General features: G+C 38.9%; 13 protein-coding genes. 12 read left to right on the top strand and 1 reads right to left on the bottom strand.

Annotation, left to right across the window (positions count from 1 at the left end):
• Positions 1–320: 320 nt before the first annotated feature.
• The 6 genes from N5O98_RS01425 (at position 321) to N5O98_RS01400 (ending at position 9888) form a co-directional block, all read left to right on the top strand.
• Positions 321–1556, top strand: coding sequence for a site-specific integrase (locus N5O98_RS01425; RefSeq protein ID WP_004310779.1), 1236 nt, complete (start codon positions 321–323; stop codon positions 1554–1556).
• A gap of 625 nt (positions 1557–2181) precedes the next feature.
• A complete protein-coding gene (locus N5O98_RS01420) occupies positions 2182–4986 on the top strand; it encodes a SusC/RagA family TonB-linked outer membrane protein (protein WP_118160969.1) in 2805 nt (934 codons plus the stop codon).
• Positions 4987–5003: 17 nt separating this feature from the next.
• Entirely contained in the window at positions 5004–6554 is a 1551-nt protein-coding gene (locus N5O98_RS01415; RefSeq protein WP_022199376.1) for a SusD/RagB family nutrient-binding outer membrane lipoprotein, read from the top strand.
• A gap of 27 nt (positions 6555–6581) precedes the next feature.
• Complete coding sequence (locus N5O98_RS01410) at positions 6582–7715, top strand: glycoside hydrolase family 18 (protein WP_004308163.1); 1134 nt, start codon at positions 6582–6584, stop codon at positions 7713–7715.
• A gap of 8 nt (positions 7716–7723) precedes the next feature.
• A complete protein-coding gene (locus tag N5O98_RS01405; protein WP_004308164.1) occupies positions 7724–8914 on the top strand; it encodes a DUF1735 and LamG domain-containing protein in 1191 nt (396 codons plus the stop codon).
• Positions 8915–8937: 23 nt separating this feature from the next.
• Complete coding sequence (locus N5O98_RS01400) at positions 8938–9888, top strand: DUF4999 domain-containing protein (RefSeq protein WP_022199375.1); 951 nt, start codon at positions 8938–8940, stop codon at positions 9886–9888.
• A 333-nt stretch (positions 9889–10221) separates the two neighbouring features.
• On the opposite strand, the gene N5O98_RS01395 is transcribed toward N5O98_RS01400, so the two are convergent.
• Positions 10222–11214, bottom strand: coding sequence for a FecR family protein (locus N5O98_RS01395; protein ID WP_004306246.1), 993 nt, complete (start codon positions 11212–11214; stop codon positions 10222–10224).
• A gap of 161 nt (positions 11215–11375) precedes the next feature.
• Here N5O98_RS01395 and N5O98_RS01390 point away from each other — a divergent pair, with 161 nt between their 5' ends.
• The 6 genes from N5O98_RS01390 to N5O98_RS01365 are packed head-to-tail and all read left to right on the top strand — an operon-like array spanning position 11376 to position 20323.
• Positions 11376–11984, top strand: a complete 609-nt coding sequence (locus tag N5O98_RS01390) for an RNA polymerase sigma-70 factor (protein ID WP_004300457.1) — start codon at positions 11376–11378, stop codon at positions 11982–11984.
• Entirely contained in the window at positions 11981–12607 is a 627-nt protein-coding gene (locus tag N5O98_RS01385) for a YhcH/YjgK/YiaL family protein (protein WP_004308167.1), read from the top strand. The genes N5O98_RS01390 and N5O98_RS01385 overlap by 4 nt, the downstream gene beginning before the upstream one ends.
• 8 nt (positions 12608–12615) lie before the next feature.
• The gene (locus tag N5O98_RS01380; protein WP_022199374.1) at positions 12616–15786 is read left to right on the top strand and encodes a UvrD-helicase domain-containing protein; all 3171 of its coding nucleotides are present in this window, start codon (positions 12616–12618) and stop codon (positions 15784–15786) included.
• A complete protein-coding gene (locus tag N5O98_RS01375) occupies positions 15783–16400 on the top strand; it encodes a radical SAM protein (protein WP_004300454.1) in 618 nt (205 codons plus the stop codon). Before N5O98_RS01380 ends, N5O98_RS01375 begins: the two co-directional genes overlap by 4 nt.
• Before the next feature lie 4 nt (positions 16401–16404).
• Entirely contained in the window at positions 16405–17412 is a 1008-nt protein-coding gene (locus N5O98_RS01370; RefSeq protein WP_022199373.1) for an energy transducer TonB, read from the top strand.
• A 31-nt stretch (positions 17413–17443) separates the two neighbouring features.
• The gene (locus tag N5O98_RS01365) at positions 17444–20323 is read left to right on the top strand and encodes a PD-(D/E)XK nuclease family protein (RefSeq protein ID WP_022199372.1); all 2880 of its coding nucleotides are present in this window, start codon (positions 17444–17446) and stop codon (positions 20321–20323) included.
• The last annotated feature ends 76 nt before the right edge of the window (positions 20324–20399 follow it).

The raw sequence follows: 20399 nt of genomic DNA, 5'->3' as shown, positions 1-20399 counted from the left end.
GAGATTACCGTTTTCACACAAAGGTTTCATGTATCTCTGTTTCTCATAATTAATAAATTTAAAGGTTATACTTAAAATAAATTCCATAAGCGCTTATTCAATAGTAATACATTTTATGTTGTAACCTTACTAAACGAAGATAAGATTTTTTTCGAAAAAAATAGAATAGAAAGATTCCTAATTGAAAAATAAATACTCAAATATTTGATAAATAGAATCTTATGTACTTATTAAAATCAGGCTGATTTATTACATTTGCATACATTTTGCATACAATATATGTATGCTTTACCTATTGTATAGATATAAATATTCATTTTATGTTCAAATATTCAAAAGATGGAATTTCGGTTTTAACCATATTAGATACCAGAAGAGCAAAAAAGAGTGGACAGTTTCCTGTTAAAGTTCAAGTGGTATATAGAAGAAAGCAAAAATATTACTCAACTGGGAAGGAAGTGTCAAAAGAAGATTGGGCAAGGTTATTAAAAGTAAAAAGCCGGTTATTGGCAGAAATTCGATCAGATATAGAGAGTAGTTTTTCAACTATTAAGCAACAAGTTAATGAACTGATAACAAAAGGGGAATTTAGTATTGAAACATTAAGCGTCAGGTTAGGAAGGCAGATGAATGATATGACTTTACGCAGTGCTTTTCGCTTAAAAATGAAAGAACTGGAAGCCTATGAACAAGCAAACACTTACCTAAATTATCAAAGTGCTTTAAAAAGTTTAGAAGATTTCGGAGGTTCCACTATACCTTTGGAAAACATTACAATTGATTGGCTTAAACGTTGTGAAAAATTTTGGATATCAGAAGGTAAAAGCTATTCAAGCATAAGTATTTATTTCCGAGCTTTAAAGTGTGTCTTAAATCGTGCTGTACATGATGGTATTATAAAAGAATCATCTTTTCCTTTTGGAAAGAATAAATATGAAATTCCTGAAGGGTGTGGACGTAAATTAGCACTTACTCTTTCTGAAATAAAAAAAGTAATGTCCTATCAATGTGAAACAAAAGATATAGAAGAATTTAGGGACCTCTGGGTGTTTTCTTATTTATGTAATGGCATTAATTTTATGGATTTATTATTTCTTCAGTATTCAAATATTATGGATGGAGAAATATGCTTTGTACGCTCTAAGACATCTCGAACTACCAAACATAACAAAGAGATACATGCAATCATTACTCCTGAAATGTGGAATATTATTCAAAAATGGGGTAATCCAAGATTAAGCCCGCAAACGTATATTTTTAAATATGCTAGAGGAACTGAAGATGCCTTTGAAAAGATTAGATTGGTACGGCGTATTATAACCAAATGTAACAGAAGACTTAAAAAAATAGCCCAAGACATTGGAATTTTTCAGTTGACGACTTACACGGCAAGGCATTCTTTTGCTACAGTATTAAAACGTGGAGGTGCGAAAACCTCATATATTTCTGAAAGCTTGGGACACTCTAACTTATCTGTAACCGAGCACTATTTAGCATACTTTGAAAAAGAGGAAAGAATAAGGAATGCTCAATTATTGACTAACTTTAATCTCTAGATTAATACATTTGCATGCAAATTGTATGTACAATGAAAAATGGACCAATAATTGATATAGGATAAAAGTGAGTATAATATTAAAAAACGCATATTCAGATTACCTATAATTTAGAATATGCATCTTGTTATCAGGAGTGTTTCGAAAACCGCAGGGATTTCCACTTTAGCCAAACGTAATTCAAATAAAAAAAGGATGATATTATTGCAATTTATTCTTTTTATCGCCCGCGTAGTGATAGAATAATATCTAATATTGATAATATTAATCAAATGAAAAGATTCCGTTCTTTGTATTATCTGCACTAACTAGAAGAAAACAACTACTATAAAGCAAGTTATTATTATTCTTTAAATGATTTGTTAGGTTCCATTTAAAGAATCAAAATGTTCCACACCGAGAAACGAAGTGATTCTCGGTGTGGAACATTCCTGAAAAAACGTCTTTTATCGAATATTCATACCGCATATATGAATAAAAACAATTTAATTACTGCATATTCATGTGCAATCATACTAACTTTTTCTTTCATTCATTGATTTTGCTCAATTGTATTTAGCCTGATATCTTAAAAATAGAACATTTAATCTATTTATCTAACAAGCATTGGATCTAGAGAAAGTATATGAAACTGATTTTCTCCCAAACAATCACGCTTGCCAATGCCCAACCTCTTAAAATAACCTTAGGAGAAGATACACAAGTATTGGATGAAGTTGTTGTTACTGCATTAGGTATCAAGCGTGCAACCAAGGCGTTAAGTTATAATGTACAAGAGGTAAAAGGTGATGAATTGACAGCTGTTAAGGACGCCAATTTTATGAATTCATTATCAGGAAAGGTTGCCGGTGTTCAAATTAATAGTGGTGCAACCGGTGCTGGTGGTGCCACACGTGTTGTTATGCGTGGTATGAAATCTCTGACTAAAGATAACAATGCATTGTATGTAATTGATGGTGTACCTATTTTTAATACAGGAAAAAGCGGTGGCGAAGGATTATTTGGAGAAATGGGAGGATCAGATGCTGTTGCTGACTTAAATCCTGATGATATTGCTAGTATTAGTATGATGACCGGTCCTTCTGCGGCAGCATTATATGGTTCTGCTGCGGCAAACGGTGTTGTTTTAATTACTACTAAAAAAGGCCAAACAGAGAAAACGACCATAACAGTATCCAACAGTACTACTTTCTCTAAAGCATATATTATGCCGGATATGCAGAACCGTTATGGTACAAGTTCCGGATTATTCAGCTGGGGAGAATTGGCAAACCGTCGATATAACCCATCTGACTTCTTTGAAACAGGATCCAATGTTATCAATTCGGTAGCATTATCTACAGGAAATACCAAAAACCAGACCTATCTTTCTGCTTCTACAACTAACTCCGGTGGAATTCTTCCGAATAACTCCTATAACCGTTATAATTTTACGGCACGTAATACCACCCATTTCCTGAATGATAAACTTACTCTGGATATCGGTGCACAATATATCGTTCAGAACAACAAAAACATGGTTTCTCAAGGACAGTATTATAACCCTCTCCCATCACTGTATCTATTCCCTCGTGGAGACAACTTTGACGAAATTCGTTTGTATGAACGTTATAATACTAACTACGGCTATATGGAACAATATTGGCCTTATGGTGATGCAAGTTTGTCATTACAAAATCCATATTGGATACAAAATCGCATCAACCGTACTTCCAACAAGAAACGTTATATGATGAACGCTTCTTTGAAATGGCAGGCTGCAGATTGGCTCAATGTTGTCGGTCGTGTCAATCTGGACAACTCCGACTACCGGAATAAAAACGAAAAATCTGCTTCTACATTAACAACATTCTGTGGTGTAAGCGGTGGTTTTGAAGATGCCATGCGTCAGGAACGTTCTTTATATGCCGATTTCCTGGCTAATATAGATAAAACATTTGGTGATTTTCATTTAACAGCCAATGTTGGTGCTTCCATATATCATACTTCAATGGATCAGTTATATATTGCAGGTGACCTGGTTATTCCTAACTTCTTCCAGATCAACAATATTAATTTCTCCGCCAACTATAAACCGGACCCTACCGGATATGAAGATGAAATTCAAAGTATTTTTGCCAGTGCTGAATTAAGTTGGAAAAATCAACTGTATCTAACCGTAACCGGACGTAATGACTGGGATTCAAAACTTGCATTCTCCAAACAGAAATCTTTCTTTTATCCGTCAGTCGGTTTATCGGCTTTATTATCAGAAATGGTTAAACTGCCCGAGGTGATCTCTTATGCTAAAATACGCGGTTCATATACAGTGGTAGCCTCTTCTTTCGATCGTTTCCTTACTAATCCGGGTTACGAATACAACAGCCAGACACATAACTGGGCGAATCCGACCGTTTACCCGATGGACAACATGAAACCTGAAAAGACTAAGTCCTGGGAAATCGGTTTGAACTTGAAATTCTGGGGAAACCGTTTCAATTTAGACGCAACTTACTATCGTTCTAACACACTGAACCAAACATTTAAGGTAGATATTCCCTCTTCTTCCGGATATAAACAAGCGATTGTACAAGCTGGTAACGTGCAAAACCAAGGTCTTGAATTGGCTTTAGGGTTCAACGATAAATGGGCAGGATTCGGATGGTCTTCTAATGCAACCTTCACTCTAAACCGTAACAAGGTGAAACGACTGGCAAGCGGCAGCGTGAATCCCGTGACAGGAGAAGCTATCCAAATGGATGAAATGAATGTGGGTTGGTTAGGTAAAGAGAATGTAGCTCCTCGCGTCATCCTGACAGAAGGAGGCTCCATGACTGATATCTATGTATACAACCAACTGACAAAAGACAATAACGGTAATATAAAAGTCGATCAGAATGGTAATCTGGGTATCACTTCATCAAACACTCCGGTAAAAGTAGGTAATCTGGATGCTGATTTCAACCTCGGATGGACCAATCATTTCACTTATAAAGGAATTGATTTAGGAGTTGTATTATCAGCCCGTGTAGGCGGATTAGCTTATTCGGCTACTCAAGGTATTTTAGATTATTATGGAGTATCCGAAACATCTGCAACAGCTCGTGATAATGGTGGTATACCTATTAATAACGGCAAAGTTAACGCCCAAAAGTATTACCAGACTATTGGTACGGGTGAAGGTGGCTACGGTCGTTATTATCTATATAGTGCAACCAATGTACGTTTGCAGGAATTGAGTCTAAACTATACACTTCCTAAAAGATGGTTTAAAAATGTGGCGAATGTTACTTTGGGTATTGTAGGACGTAATTTATGGATGATTTATTGTAAAGCCCCATTTGACCCGGAATTGTCTGCCTCTACCTCCAGTAACTATTATATGAATGTAGACTACTTTATGCAACCCAGCTTGCGTAACTTCGGTTTTAATGTGAAAGTTCAATTCTAAAAGAAAAAGCTAATGTTATGAGAAAATATTTAAGAAATATCACAGTCGGTGCCGCTCTGTTGTTACTGGCAGGAAGTTGTACCGATAAATTTGAGGAGTATAATACGAATCAATATCAAATTCATGATGCAGACCCTGCGACTTTGATGAAATCTATGATTGAAACAATTGTGAATATTCAACAGAATGACTCTCAAATGCAAGATCAGATGGTGGGACAGTTAGGTGGCTATCTATGCTGTTCTAACACATGGAGTGGTACAAACTTCAGCACATTCAATCAGAGTGATGCCTGGAATGCTACCCCCTGGAACACTCCGTTTGAAAAAATATATGGAAACTTTTTCCAAATACAGGAAGCAACTAATTCTACGGGACATTATTATGCTTTTGCGTGTATGATACGTGCAATAACGATGCTTCGTGTAGCAGACTGTTATGGACCGATGCCTTATAGTCAAGTAAAGAAAGGTAATTTTTATGTTTCTTATGATACTCAGGAACAAGTTTATGCAAATATATTAAGTGATTTAGCTAATGCTGCTGACGTTCTTTATAATTATTATGTAGAGACTAATGGTAACGCACCATTAGGTGCCAATGACCCGGTTTTCGATGGAAATTATTCAGGTTGGGCTAAGCTAGCCAATTCAATGCGTTTACGTGTTGCAATGCGAATCAGCGGAACATGGCCTGGCATTGCTCAAGAGGCAGCTGAAGCAGCAGTAACACATAAAGCAGGATTGATTGAAAGTAATTCGGATAATGCTATGCTTTCTTGTGGCACGCAGAGTAATCCCTATCAACTGGCAGCTGTAAGTTGGGGTGATCTGCGTGTGAATGCAAATATTGTAGATTATATGAATGCATATGGCGATCCACGTATGCCGAAGTTCTTTAATAAGTCTACCCTTGCCGGGAAAACAGATAAATATGTAGGTATGCGTACTGGAGATGCTGATTTTAAAAAGGCAGATGCAGCAGGATTCTCTATTCCTGCATATACGGCAACTTCTAAATTAATGGTTTTCTGTGCTGCAGAGACAGCGTTTTTACGTGCAGAAGGAAAATTGCGTGGTTGGAATGTCGGTTCTAAAACAGCAAAAGCCTATTACGAAGATGGTATTAATTTATCAATGGAACAATATCAGGTTTCAGCCACTGAATACATGAAGATTGACGAGGCTCCTGTCGTATCACATGAAAGTGATGTTGTGCAAAATGCTACTGCTACAATTACCAATACTGTGAGTGTAATGTGGGATGACAGCGAGTCTGACAACGTAAATGGAAAGAATTTCCAACGTGTCATTACTCAAAAATGGATCGCCAATTATCCATTAGGATTGGAAGCATGGGCTGAATATCGCCGTACAGGTTATCCGGAACTTTATCCTTGTATCGACAATCTATCAGATTGTGGTGTGAGCAGCCAACGCGGTATGCGTCGTTTAAGCTTCCCTTATACAGAGGCACAAAACAATAAAGCCAATTATGATCTGGGAGTAGCAGAACTCGGTGGTGCTGATAATGAAGCTACTGACTTAAAGTGGGCTAAAAAGAACTAATTTATATAATGCATAAAAAGGACTTTTATGAAGAAAATTTATTTATTATACATTGTACTCATATCACTGGCAACGACCTCATTGATCGGTTGCAGTGACTGGACGGAGTCGGAAGCAAAAACTTTTCCCGAATCGATCGTATCGGATGAATATTATGCGGCCTTGCGTGCCTATAAGCAGACAGATCACCAAGTTGCCTTTGGCTGGTTTGGTGGCTGGAGTGGTGAAGGTGCTTTTATGAAAAGCTCTCTAGCTGGTATTCCGGATAGCGTAGATATTGTTTCTATTTGGGATAATGGAACGAATCTTTCTGAAGCTCAACGTAAGGATATGGCTTTTTGCCAGAACATGAAAGGTACAAAAATTATATACTGTTCAATTATCGGTGGTGTAGGAGACAAACTGACTCCACAGAATATACTGGATAATTGGGAAGAAATGGGATACAATAGTAAACAGGAAGCTATTAATGATTTTTGGGGATACCCGTCAGACGAAAGTAATATAGAAGCAGTAGAAACTTCAATCCGCAAATATGCAAAAGCGATTGTAGATACTTTAAATCTATATGGTTATGATGGATTTGATATAGATTACGAACCTGTGGCCGGACCCTACACCGGAAATATAGTCAATTCAGATGAACATTTGTTTTTCTTTATTGACGAATTAGGCAAGTATCTGGGACCGAAATCCGGAACAGGAAGACTATTGGTCATTGATGGTGAACCTCAAAGAATTACTACCAAGCCTGAAATTGGAACTTACTTTGATTATTTCATTATCCAAGCCTACAAACCGGGAAGTGATTCAAATTTAGACAAACGACTTATTGATGGTAAGGTTTGGGGACCAGGGTTGGTAGAAACTTTTGGCGGAGTAATGACCGAAGAGGTAATTACGAGAAGAACTATAATGACTGAAAACTTCGAAGCGACCGATGCTGCGATGGATGGCGGTTATCCCTATACCGACCGTTATGGGAATAGTATGAAATCTTTGGAAGGCATGGCACGTTGGCAGCCTAGAAATGGTTTCCGTAAAGGTGGGGTAGGAACTTATCACATGGAAGCAGAATTTGGTACTTCACCGGAATATAAGAATATACGTCGTGCCATCCAGATTATGAATCCATCATCACATTCATTACTTAAAAATTAATGTAAACTATGAAACGTATGAATTATATAAGAACTTTATACTTCTCTGCAATTATAGCAGGCTTAGGAAGTATGGTAAGTTGCGGAGATGCGAAATATGATGCTTTAGACACACATGCTTATATTGAAGAAGCACTTTCAAGTACAAGCCAAAAAGTAACTGTACAAGCCTCTGGCGAAAGTTTTACTACTCTAAATGTGCATCTTAGCAATCTTTCTTCTACAGACAACCATTATAAGTTGGTCACGGACCAATCTGTATTGGATGCCTATAACCACATTAATGGAACCGGATATATAATGTTGCCCGAAGGATATTATACACTACCGGAAACTATTACAGTGAAAGCCGGACAGTATGCCACTGATGCCCTCTCTATTGCCTTGAAAGCTTTTAGTCAGGAAATGATGAAGTCAGGAGAATCATATGCGCTGCCTGTAAAACTTGTATTGCAGGATGGAAGCATTTCACCAATGGCAAATACCGGAACTTTTGTTATTTTAGCTGAAAGTATTATTGAGTTTTCAGCCCCGATGTTTACCGGTTCTGCTAATTTAACTTCTAATAAATATGCAGAATCATCTGAAACGTATGCACAATATACGATAGAGGTTCGTTTTCAAGTAAGTAATATGAATAATCGAAATCGTGCTATTTTTAGTAATGGTAACGGTGATGCCCTGAATAATATCTTGTTGCGTTTTGAAGACCCGCAGTCTGATAATGAAAATTTCAAGGCTCATTCATTAGTACAAGTTGTGGGCCGTAATAGTCTTTATTTGAATCCAAGCAATTCTTTTAAGCCTAATGAATGGCAACATCTAGCTCTAGTATGCGACGGTTCATCTTACCGTCTTTATATTAACGGAATAGATTCAGGTGTCTTGAGTATTCCATCGGGACCCACTATTTTTTCCAGTATAAGTTGGTTTTCTGCCGATACATGGTGGAGTGGTTGTAAGATTTTGATGAGCGAAGCACGTATTTGGTCTGTAGTTCGTTCCGCTTCTCAAATTCAAAATAACATGACTCAAGTTAGCCCAAAATCTGTGGGTTTGGAAGCCTATTGGCGATTCAATGAAGGACAAGGCAATGTATTCGAAGATGCAACCGGCAAAGGTCATACTTTGACTACTTCTGCTACTCCTACCTGGATTGACGGTATTTTATCTACAGATAAATCTACCGAATGGAAATAGTAATAATTTAATCGTATGTACATATGAAAAATATATTTCAATCACTATCAATAGCAACTCTACTCGGCTTGTTTGTCCCGTTCATTTCCTCCTGTAGCGATGATGAAGAAGTTTTTAACGAGTGGAATGCTACGTATGTGTCTCTACAGAGAAATGACTATTTATCGGGGAATGTAAAAAAGTTCAATCTGACTCATGATGCGAATGGAATCGGAGGAGATGAAATTAAGATGGCTTTTACTGTAAAAACACAGAAAGCAGTCTCTACAGATATGGTTATCGTATTAAGTGCAAAAAGTGAAACAGAAGGGCTTGATGCAAGCCAGATCGTTTTAAGTTCCTCACAGGTTACTCTCAAAGAAGGACAGATGACTTCTGAAGAAATCACTGCAACGGTCGATCCAACGATATTTGCCAGTATCATGGAAAAAACAAGTTTCTCTTTCAGTGTCTCAATCAGTAATGTAACTACCAATGATAAGAACACTGTTATTAGCAGTAGTTTAAGTACATTGCCTGTCATTATTAATAAAGCTGCCTATTGTAATCTAAAAAGCGGTATTCCTAGTAATAGCCAACTTATCAGTAATCGTGCCGGCTGGATTATTAATGTAGAAGAAGGAGTAGAAGGCGCACCCAATAATTTAATCGATGGCAAGACTGGAACTGACGTTGCTCTAAATAATAAAGGATTCTGGTTTACTGTTGATTTAGGAGAAGCTAAGGTTTTAACAGGTATCAAAACGAATCATTGGGTCAATGCATATGCTCCTAGAGAAGTGGAAATATTACAATCTGAAAATGGTACGACATGGAAATCATTGAGTTCATTAGCAATCTCCGGTGGTACACAGAATATTACGTTCATTTCTCCTATTACTACGCGATATCTGAAATATCAGATTATTACTATCTCTACAAACGGTCGTACGGATGTTACAGAATTTAATGTTTACGAACCCAAAAGTGAGTAAGTATTTATGAATAGATAACTATAAAAATATAGAATAGAGGCTATCAAACAGGCCTTAAGTTCATAAAATCACCCTCATTACAATGAACTGCACCCCAAAAGTTGAACACAAAACTTAAGGAGTGCAGTTCAGTCATGTAGTGAGGGTGATTTCTCGTTTTAAAGACTATCTAATCAAATCCCATTCCAATCAGTTTGCCACTACATATATGTGAAATGCCCCCAGAAAGTTATGTATCTAACTTTTGGGAGCACTTCACATCTTTATATAACGAACAAACCTTAATCTGTCAAGATCTAATTAGACAGCCTTTTAGAAACACTAACCTATCTCTTATTTCTTCATCACTCGGACAATCCGTCCGTCTTTCTTATAAGAGAAATGATTGGTATGCATTAATACATTCAGTATCTCATCAGCAGTGCTATCAGTAGAGAATTCACCGGTAAACCGTTCTGATTTCAATGCTTCATCCTTATAGATAAATTTGATGTCGTACAACTTCTCCATAATATTGGTTATTTCCAATAAAGACTGTTGCTTAAATTCCAACTTGCCATTAATCCAGAGAAGCACATCTGTAGGTTGGTTATATTCAATTAACTCTGCTTGATAAGTATCCGTATTTACATTCAATGTCTGTCCCGGTTTCAACAAATAACCATTCTCTTCCGTTCGCGGAGAATCTACCCGTACCAGTCCTTGAAGCAAGGTAGTCACTACCCTATTCTCATCTTGGCGTGCACGCACATTAAATTTCGTACCAAGCACACAAGTCTTGATTTGCTTACTATTTACTATAAATGGAGCATGTTTATCATGAGACACTTCAAAATAGGCTTCACCCGACAAATCGATTTGACGATCCGAACTCCATAAAGAATTATGATAAACTATTTTTGAAGATGCATTCAGCCATACCTTACTACCATCCGGCAACACAGTCTGCGCTCTCTGTCCGGCAGCAGTTATCACCTCATAATCCGAAAGCTTATTAGAAAGTAATCCCCAGGCAATTCCACCGGCAAAAACGAGTCCGGTAAGAAAAGCAGCCGCCACAGTAGCATAACGTCCCCAACGGATTGAAATACTTTTCCGCTTAGCCTTTTTCTCCTTTTCTCTGATAGCTGATTTAAATTGATCCAATGACGCCTCTGTATCTACAGTATTCATCACCGCTATACGCTCACCTACAAAGAGAGTGTAATAAAGTTGCTCCAAAGTTTTCCGGTTTTCCGGCCCTTCCTCGCACCAAGCTTCCACCCGAGCAGCTTCTTCATCATTACATTCACCTTGCAGGTAATTCACCAAGATAGTTTCATCCATGCTCTTTTATCTTTTTACAAAAAAAACTATAATACCTTTGTAGTAATACAGTTGTGAGCACAAATATACTAAAGAGAAAAAGAAAAAAATATTTTTTCTCGCATTTTTATTTCATTTATCTACTTCTTTCATTATTTTTGTCTTACATAAATTAAAAGAGAATGTCACAATCTCCGATATATTTGGATATTAATAATAATAAGTCCGTTATCACTGCCCTAAAAGCAGGAGAAGAAAAAGTTTTTGACGTCGTCTACAGACATTATTTCCGTAGGCTATGTGCTTTTTGTTCCCAGTATGTAGGTGAGCAGGAAGAAATAGAGGAGATTGTACAAGAAACGATGATGTGGCTGTGGGAAAATCGTTGCACTCTTATGGAAGAGTTGACACTCAAAACACTTCTTTTTACGATTGTCAAGAACAAAGCTCTCAACCGTCTTTCCCATTTTGAGATCAAACGAAAAGTTCATCAGGAAATCGTTGATAAATATGATAGTGAGTTCAATAACCCGGACTTCTATTTGAGTGATGAGCTTTTCCGTTTATATGAAGAAGCACTAAAAAAACTTCCGAAAGAATATCTCGAAGCTTACGAGATGAACCGCAATCAACATCTGACGCATAAAGAAATTGCCGAGAAGCTGAATGTATCTCCACAAACGATTAATTACAGGATTGGACAAGCCTTAAAGTTATTGCGAGTAGCTTTAAAAGACTATCTACCTTTATTCATACTTATTTTCGGACCTAATTTTTTCGAACAATCATGAAATCAAAATTTGTATTTAGTAGTTCAAGCCTGTTTATCGGACTTTTTCTTTTCTTCTTCACTGAAAACGTGTGTTCACAAGAATCCGCTGATAACTGGACTCTTAAACAAGCCCGTCAATGGACACAAAAACAAGAATGGGCAAACGGACTGAAGGCAATGCCTCATAAAACAACCGATTATCAGGAATTTGCGTCACAATATCATAAGAACCAGAAAGTGTGGGACAAGACTTTCCAATGGCTAGCTACCCACGACCTTGCGAATATGCCTGCCGGACGATATGAAGTGGATGGCGAACATTGTTACATCAATGTACAGGATGCAACAACACAAGATGTCAGTAAACGTAAAATTGAAGCACACCGCCATGGTATTGATCTGCAATATGTAGTGAAAGGCACCGAACGTTTCGGAATTACTTCAGCAGAATATGCAGAGCCTATCACTGAATACAAACCGGATGTTACTTTCTACAAAGCCAAGAAAATAAAATATGTAGATTCCACTCCGGATACATTCTTCATGTTCTTCCCCAAAAACTTTCATCAGGCATTGGTAAAGGCAGGGAAAGAACCGGAGGACATACGGGTCATTGTTGCTAAAATCGAATATATCCCATAAACAGAAACATGAGTGAACTTTTAGTCTATAAAGCCTCCGCAGGTTCGGGTAAGACATTTACCCTGGCAGTGGAATATATCAAACTGTTAATTCTCAATCCCCGCGCCTACCGGCAAATTCTCGCTGTCACCTTTACCAATAAGGCAACTGCAGAAATGAAAGAACGCATTCTTAGTCAGCTTTACGGCATACAGATAGGCGATAAAGATTCCGAAGCCTACCTCAACCGAATTAAAGAAGAGACAGGAAAAACCGAACAGGAGATACGGGAAGCGGCAGGCGTCGCCCTTAGCTATATGCTGCATGATTACAGCCGGTTCAGGGTAGAGACTATCGACTCATTTTTTCAATCTGTCATGCGCAATCTCGCACGGGAACTGGAACTTAGCCCGAATCTGAATATTGAGTTAAATAACACCGAAGTTCTTAGTGACGCTGTAGATAGCATGATTGAGAAACTAGGACCCACTTCTCCCGTTCTCGCATGGTTACTCGATTATATCAACGAACGAATTGCCGACGATAAACGTTGGAACGTGTCGGACGAAGTAAAAAGTTTCGGACGCAATATTTTCGATGAAGGTTATATTGAAAAGGGAGAAGGACTCCGGCAACGGTTACGAAACCCTGATACCATCAAAGAGTATCGCAAGCAACTGAAAGCGCTGAAAACGGAAATTCTGGAGCAAATGAAAGGATTCTACGACCAATTCGAAGGAGAACTGGATGGACACGCACTGACTGCTGATGATCTGAAAAACGGTTCACGCGGAATCGGAAGTTATTTTCGTAAACTTAATAATGGTATTTTAGGCAATGATATCCGTAATGCTACAGTAGAAAAATGTCTGGAAGACGCAAAGAACTGGGCAACCAAGACTTCTCCCCGCTACGCGGACATCATTAATTTAGCCAACTCTAGTCTCATGCAAATTCTGGAAGATGCTGAAAAGTTACGTTCCAAGAATAATTTGTTACTGAATAGTTGCCGATTATCCCTGCAACATCTCAACAAAGTGCAACTCCTCGCCAATATCGATGAAGAAGTACGTCAGTTGAATCACGACAACAATCGTTTTCTATTATCAGATACGAATGCCCTGCTCCATCAACTGGTGAAAGACGGTGACTCCTCTTTTGTATTCGAAAAGATAGGAACGAATATCCATAACGTCATGATAGATGAGTTTCAGGATACCAGCCGGATGCAATGGGGAAATTTCAAATTGCTCTTACTGGAAGGATTGTCTCAAGGAGCAGACAGTTTGATTGTAGGAGACGTTAAACAATCCATTTATCGTTGGCGAAATGGCGATTGGGGAATTCTCAACAGCCTGAATAATCACATCGAACATTTCCCGATCCGCGTCAAGACATTAGCTACCAACCGGAGAAGTGAAACCAATGTTATCCGGTTTAATAACCAAATCTTCACAGCTGCCGCCAACTATCTGAACGGAGTATATAAGCAACAGTTAGGCAAGGATTGTGAGGATCTGCAGAAAGCCTATGCCGACGTTGTGCAGGAATCTCCCCGAAGTACAGAAAAAGGATATGTAAAAGTCTCTTTTCTCGAACCCGACGAAGAACATGGTTATACCGAACAGACATTAATCAGTCTGGGAGAAGAAGTGCAACATCTCCTCACCTCCGGAGTACGACTGAATGATATAGCCATCCTGGTACGAAAAAATAAAAGTATTCCCCGAATCGCCGACTACTTCGATAAGGAGCTACACTATAAAGTGGTATCAGACGAAGCCTTCCGCCTTGACGCCTCTCTTGCCATTTGTATGATGCTGGATGCACTGCGATTCCTTTCCGATGAAAATAATAAAATAGCACGTGCCCAACTGGCCGTAGCCTATCAAAACGAGGTTTTACAGAAAGGACTGGATTGGAATACTCTCCTACTCCTCCCTGCCGAGAATTATCTTCCCGCCGCTTTTCTTGAAAAGACAAAGGAACTAAGGCTAATGCCTCTTTATGAGCTTTTAGAAGAACTTTTCAGCATATTCGAGATGAATCTTATCAAAGATCAGGATGCTTATTTATTCGCTTTCTTTGATGCGGTGACCGATTATCTGCAAAGCAACTCTTCCGAGCTAGACGGATTCATCCGGTATTGGGACGAAACATTATGCAGTAAAACAATTCCGAGTGGAGAAGTAGAAGGTATCCGGATTTTCTCCATACACAAATCCAAAGGATTGGAATTCCATACCGTACTCCTTCCTTTCTGCGACTGGAAACTGGAGAATGAAACCAATAATCAGCTAGTATGGTGTGCCCCGCAAACAGCACCATTCAATACATTGGATATTCTTCCTATTAACTATTCCACCCAAATGGCTGAATCGATTTATGGTAACGACTACCTGCAAGAACGTCTTCAACTTTGGGTAGATAATCTCAATCTACTATACGTTGCTTTTACCCGCGCTGGAAAAAATCTCATTATCTGGAGTAGAAAAAGTCAAAAAGGTACCATGTCCGAACTATTGGCAAACACCCTACCGATAGTAGCCCAAGAAGAAGGGATTGACTGGGAAGAAGACTGTTACGAGCAAGGACAACTATGCCCTTCCGAAAAAGAAAGAATCAAGACATCCACAAACAAGCTAACCCAGAAACCAGAGAAACTCTCTATTCGGATGGAATCCATGCGGCATGATATTGAATTTCGTCAGTCCAACCGCTCTGCTGACTTCATTCAGGGCATTGAAGAAGAAGATTCGGACGACCGCTTTATCAACCGCGGACGTATGTTACATACTTTATTTTCTGTCATCGAAACTGCAGAAGATATCGATCCAGCCATTGAACGGCTTATTTTTGAAGGAGTTATCAGAAATGATGAGAAAGAAAAAGTGGCTCGTGAAGTTGCAAAGAAAGCTTTTTCTTCTCCTGAAATTCAAGATTGGTATTCCGGAAAATGGACACTCTTTAATGAATGTGCTATTATCTATAAAGAAAAAGGAGTTCTGCAAACCCGTCGTCCGGATCGTGTAATGATGAAGGACGATCAGGTTGTTGTAGTCGATTTCAAGTTTGGTAAGGAAAATCCTAAATATAACAAACAAGTGAAAGGATATATGCAACTTCTTACCAAGATGGGATATAAAAATATCACCGGCTACTTGTGGTATGTGGATGAAGAAAAAATAGAAAAAGTATGAAAGCTGTTCCTCTCATCGGCATTGCCCGTCATCGACTAACGATTGACGGTGAAGGAGTTACAACATTAGTTGCTTTCCATGGCTGTCCGTTGCGTTGCAAATATTGTCTCAATCCGACATCTTTGCAGCCCGATGGTGTTTGGGAGAGCTATGATTGTAACCAGCTCTACGAGGAAGTACGCAAAGATGAACTTTATTTCCTGGCGAGTTGCGGAGGAGTCACATTTGGCGGTGGAGAACCTTTGTTACAAAGCGAATTTATCAGGCAATTCCGCCAACTCTGTGGCCCAGAATGGAGAATCACTGTCGAAACCTCTCTCAATGTTCCGCAACAGAATGTAGAAGAACTGATTTCTATTATAGACAATTACATAGTCGACATCAAAGATATGAATAATAACATCTATCAGCGATATACCGGAAAGAATAATGAAAACGTCTTAAGTAATTTGCGATATTTAATCGGGAAAGACAAAGCCAAGCAAATCGTTATCCGGACACCACTCATCCCTTCCTATAATACGGAGAAGGATATTGACCAAAGCATAGAACTTTTGAAAGAAATGGGAATCACCCAATTCGACCGATTCACCTATAAAACCCCTAATGATTAATGCCATGGCAAGAGGAAAACAAACCTGTAAAATCTTAAAAGAGATTCGTCGGCAGATAGCCGAAGCGAATGATATTGAATTCATTACCTCTGAATGTCAGTATCAGGGAGATTGTTTGGGTACTTGCCCCAAATGCGAAGCTGAAGTTCGATATTTGGAGCAACAGCTTGAACGAAAACGCCGTGTAGGTAAGGCCATCACTCTGTTTGGACTATCAACTGGTATACTTACAATAATACCTCCTACTTCATTGGACGCAGAAACACTGCAATGCCCTAAAATGAATTGGACCATTACTGCTGACAGCCTGATACAAGAAAAAGACATGAAAGGGGAAGCCCCCTTTTATGGTCCGGAAAAGCTACCGGAATTTCCCGGAGGAACAGAAAAATTTATAGAATTTCTGAAAGAAAATCTTCGTTATTCAGAAATAGATAGTATTGCTAATAATACATACACTGATGTAAAATTCACTATAGATTATGACGGACAAGTTATCAACCCTAAGATTACCCGCAAGATACACCCCAAAGTTGAAGCTGAAATATTAAGGGTCATGTCTCTCATTCCTCGTTGGACACCCGGCATATTGGCAAATGAGACAGTACAAGTGACATACAATCTGATGCTTTCATTCAGTGCGATGTATGGCCCGGAATTGAGAATCACTTATACTCGTATAAACTATCCTGACGTTTATGAGGAAGTAGCTGTTATGCCCGAATTTCCTGGAGGACAGAAAGCTCTCATGGTATTTCTTGCAAAAAAGATTCAACACCCTAATGCAGGATTAGGAGGTAATGGTGTACAGGGGCGTACTATTATTCAGTTCATCGTTGATAAGGAAGGAAATATAGTCAAACCAAAAGTTGTACGCGGCGTAGATCCTTATCTAGACAAAGAAGCTTTACGTGTCATTAATCAAATGCCTAAATGGAAACCGGGAGAATTGGAAGATGGTACTAAAGTTGCCGTTTATTTCACCGTTCCTGTTATGTTCCGATTACAATAAATACAAGAATCAGAAAAATAGTTTAATCAATATGCAATCATTTCTCCAACTAGTCGCTCATGATTTATATACCAAGATAGGAAACGACCTGTCACGTACGGTACTCGTTTTCCCTAATAAACGTGCTAACTTGTTCTTCAATGAATATTTAGCAGGAGAATCCGATAAACCGATCTGGTCACCAGCTGCCATGAGTATCAGCGACCTGTTTCAGAAACTATCCGTACAGAAAAGCGGCGATCCTATTCGATTGGTCTGCGAACTTTATAAAGTGTTCAAAGAGGAAACACGGAGTCAGGAAACATTGGACGATTTCTACTTCTGGGGCGAATTGTTGATTAGTGATTTTGATGATGTAGATAAGAATATGGTCGATGCCGACAAATTATTCAGTAATCTACAAGATTTGAAAAATCTGATGGATGACTATGAATTCCTTGACAAAGAGCAGGAAGAAGCCATACAACAGTTTTTTCAGAATTTCTCCATTGAAAAACGGACCGAACTAAAAGAAAAATTTATTTCCCTTTGGGACAAGCTAGGTACTATCTACCATCGTTACCGTGCGAACCTGACAGAGTTAGGCATTGCTTACGAAGGCATGCTCTACCGGAACGTGATCGAACAACTCGATACCGACCAACTCAAATACGACAAATACATATTTGTCGGGTTCAATGTTTTGAACAAAGTAGAAAGTGACTTTTTCAGAAAACTGAAAGATGCGGGCAAGGCACTCTTCTATTGGGACTATGATATCTTCTACACCCAACAAATCAAAAAACATGAGGCCGGAGAATTCCTGAAACGTAATCTCGAGGAATTTCCGAACGAACTCCCGGAAAGCTTTTTCAACACCTTTAAAGAACCGAAGAAAATACGTTATATTTCCGCTTCTACCGAGAATGCCCAAGCACGTTTCCTTCCCGGATGGATTAAGGCGATAACAAACGATCATTCACAAATTACCGTAGAAAAGGAAAAAGAAAATGCTGTAGTGCTTTGTAATGAAGCTCTGTTGCTTCCCGTACTTCATTCCATTCCGCAGGAAGTGAAGAATGTCAATATCACCATGGGATTCCCATTGGCTCAAACTCCTGTTTATAGCTTTATCAATGCCGTAATGGAACTGCAAACCAATGGTTACCGCTCCGATACCGGCCGATTCACTTACGAGGCAGTATCCGCCATATTGAAGCATCCCTATACCCAGCAATTATCATCCCATGCCGGTCCCCTGGAACGTGAACTGACCCAAACAAACCGTTTTTATCCACTTCCGTCAGAACTTAAACAGGATGATTTTCTAACTACCCTCTTCACTCCCCGTAATGGTATAAAAGAACTATGCGATTATCTGATCGAATTAATCAAAAACATTTCAACCATTTATCGGAAAGAAGGAGAGTATAATGATATTTTCAACCAACTTTATAGAGAATCCCTCTTTCAAAGCCATACGAAAATCAATCGTCTCTATAGTTTGATTGAAAGCGGAGAACTAAGCATACGCACAGATACGCTAAAACGACTGATAACCAAAGTACTGACATCTTCCAACATACCATTTCACGGAGAACCTGCTATCGGAATGCAAGTCATGGGAGTACTGGAAACACGTAATCTGGACTTCCGGAATCTTATCATGCTATCTCTCAACGAGGGGCAATTACCCAAATCCGGAGGAGAGTCTTCTTTTATTCCCTATAATCTGAGGAAAGCTTTCGGTATGACCACTATCGAACATAAAAACGCAGTATATGCCTACTACTTTTATCGCCTGATACAACGGGCAGAGAATATCACTCTACTCTACAATACTTCTTCGGATGGCCTGAATCGTGGAGAAGAATCCCGCTTTATGCTGCAATTACTGGTAGAAGGTCCGCACGATATCACTCGCGAGTATCTGGAAGCCGGACAATCTCCGCAAAGTACCCAAGAGATACGAGTAGAAAAAACACCTGAAGTACTAAGACGAATCTATCGTGCTTACGATAGCACTCATCCAAATTCACTGGTTCTCTCTCCTTCCGCCCTTAATGCTTATCTGGATTGCCGGTTGAGATTCTACTACCGCTATGTAGCGGGCTTGAAAACACCGGACGAAGTGAGTGCTGAAATTGATTCCGCTCTATTCGGAACCATTTTCCACCTCTCCGCCCAATTAGCATACACCGACCTGACTGCAACCGGAAAAACGATACAGAAAGAAGATCTTGAACGCTTATTACGCAATGACGTGAAGCTACAAAGCTACGTTGACCAAGCCTTCAAAAAAGAATTATTCAAAGTTTCTCCCGAAGAAAAACCCGAATATAATGGTATACAACTTATCAACTCTAAAGTAATTGTTTCCTATCTGAAACAATTGCTGCGTAACGACCTTCAATATACTCCTTTCGAAATGGTCGCTATGGAAAAGAAAGTTTCAGAAGAGATTACTATACAAACAGGACAAGGACCGTTCACTCTCCGTCTGGGTGGCACAATCGACCGTATGGATGCAAAAGAAAGTACCCTGCGGATTGTTGACTACAAAACAGGAGGAAGCCCTAAAATACCTGCTAATATCAAGCAACTGTTCACCCCATCGGAAACACGCCCGAACTATATCTTCCAGACTTTTCTGTATGCTGCTATCATGAGCCGGCAACAATCGTTAATGGTAGCTCCTGCTCTGCTCTACATCCACCGGGCAGCATCGGAAAACTATTCGCCTGTTATTGAAATGGGAGAACCTCGTAAACCGAAAATACCGGTAAACAACTTCGCTTTCTTTGAAGATGAATTCCGTGAACGCCTGCAAACATTATTAGAAGAAATATTCAGCGAAGAAGAGCCTTTTACGCAGACAGAAGATACTAAAAAATGTTCGTATTGCGATTTTAAGGCTATCTGCAAACGATAAACCGAAAATAGAATATACCAATTAAATAAGGGCACGATTTACATATTCATGCAAACCGTGCCCTTATTATTTCTAG

The organism is Bacteroides sp. LFL-34, from assembly GCF_027257075.1.
GTDB lineage: Bacteria > Bacteroidota > Bacteroidia > Bacteroidales > Bacteroidaceae > Bacteroides > Bacteroides ovatus.
Note: the sequence above shows the minus strand (reverse complement) of the source record. Positions and strands in the feature narration are given on the sequence as shown.

What these genes read in the sequence shown, in the direction of transcription:
- N5O98_RS01370 (WP_022199373.1), top strand. Translation starts at nt 16,405, where the DNA reads ATGGCAAGAGGAAAACAAACCTGTAAAATCTTAAAAGAGATTCGTCGG.
- N5O98_RS01415 (WP_022199376.1), top strand. Translation starts at nt 5,004, where the DNA reads ATGAGAAAATATTTAAGAAATATCACAGTCGGTGCCGCTCTGTTGTTA.
- N5O98_RS01385 (WP_004308167.1), top strand. Translation starts at nt 11,981, where the DNA reads ATGAAATCAAAATTTGTATTTAGTAGTTCAAGCCTGTTTATCGGACTT.
- N5O98_RS01400 (WP_022199375.1), top strand. Translation starts at nt 8,938, where the DNA reads ATGAAAAATATATTTCAATCACTATCAATAGCAACTCTACTCGGCTTG.
- N5O98_RS01425 (WP_004310779.1), top strand. Translation starts at nt 321, where the DNA reads ATGTTCAAATATTCAAAAGATGGAATTTCGGTTTTAACCATATTAGAT.
- N5O98_RS01365 (WP_022199372.1), top strand. Translation starts at nt 17,444, where the DNA reads ATGCAATCATTTCTCCAACTAGTCGCTCATGATTTATATACCAAGATA.
- N5O98_RS01410 (WP_004308163.1), top strand. Translation starts at nt 6,582, where the DNA reads ATGAAGAAAATTTATTTATTATACATTGTACTCATATCACTGGCAACG.
- N5O98_RS01390 (WP_004300457.1), top strand. Translation starts at nt 11,376, where the DNA reads ATGTCACAATCTCCGATATATTTGGATATTAATAATAATAAGTCCGTT.
- N5O98_RS01420 (WP_118160969.1), top strand. Translation starts at nt 2,182, where the DNA reads ATGAAACTGATTTTCTCCCAAACAATCACGCTTGCCAATGCCCAACCT.
- N5O98_RS01375 (WP_004300454.1), top strand. Translation starts at nt 15,783, where the DNA reads ATGAAAGCTGTTCCTCTCATCGGCATTGCCCGTCATCGACTAACGATT.
- N5O98_RS01380 (WP_022199374.1), top strand. Translation starts at nt 12,616, where the DNA reads ATGAGTGAACTTTTAGTCTATAAAGCCTCCGCAGGTTCGGGTAAGACA.
- N5O98_RS01395 (WP_004306246.1), bottom strand. Translation starts at nt 11,214, where the DNA reads ATGGATGAAACTATCTTGGTGAATTACCTGCAAGGTGAATGTAATGAT.
- N5O98_RS01405 (WP_004308164.1), top strand. Translation starts at nt 7,724, where the DNA reads ATGAAACGTATGAATTATATAAGAACTTTATACTTCTCTGCAATTATA.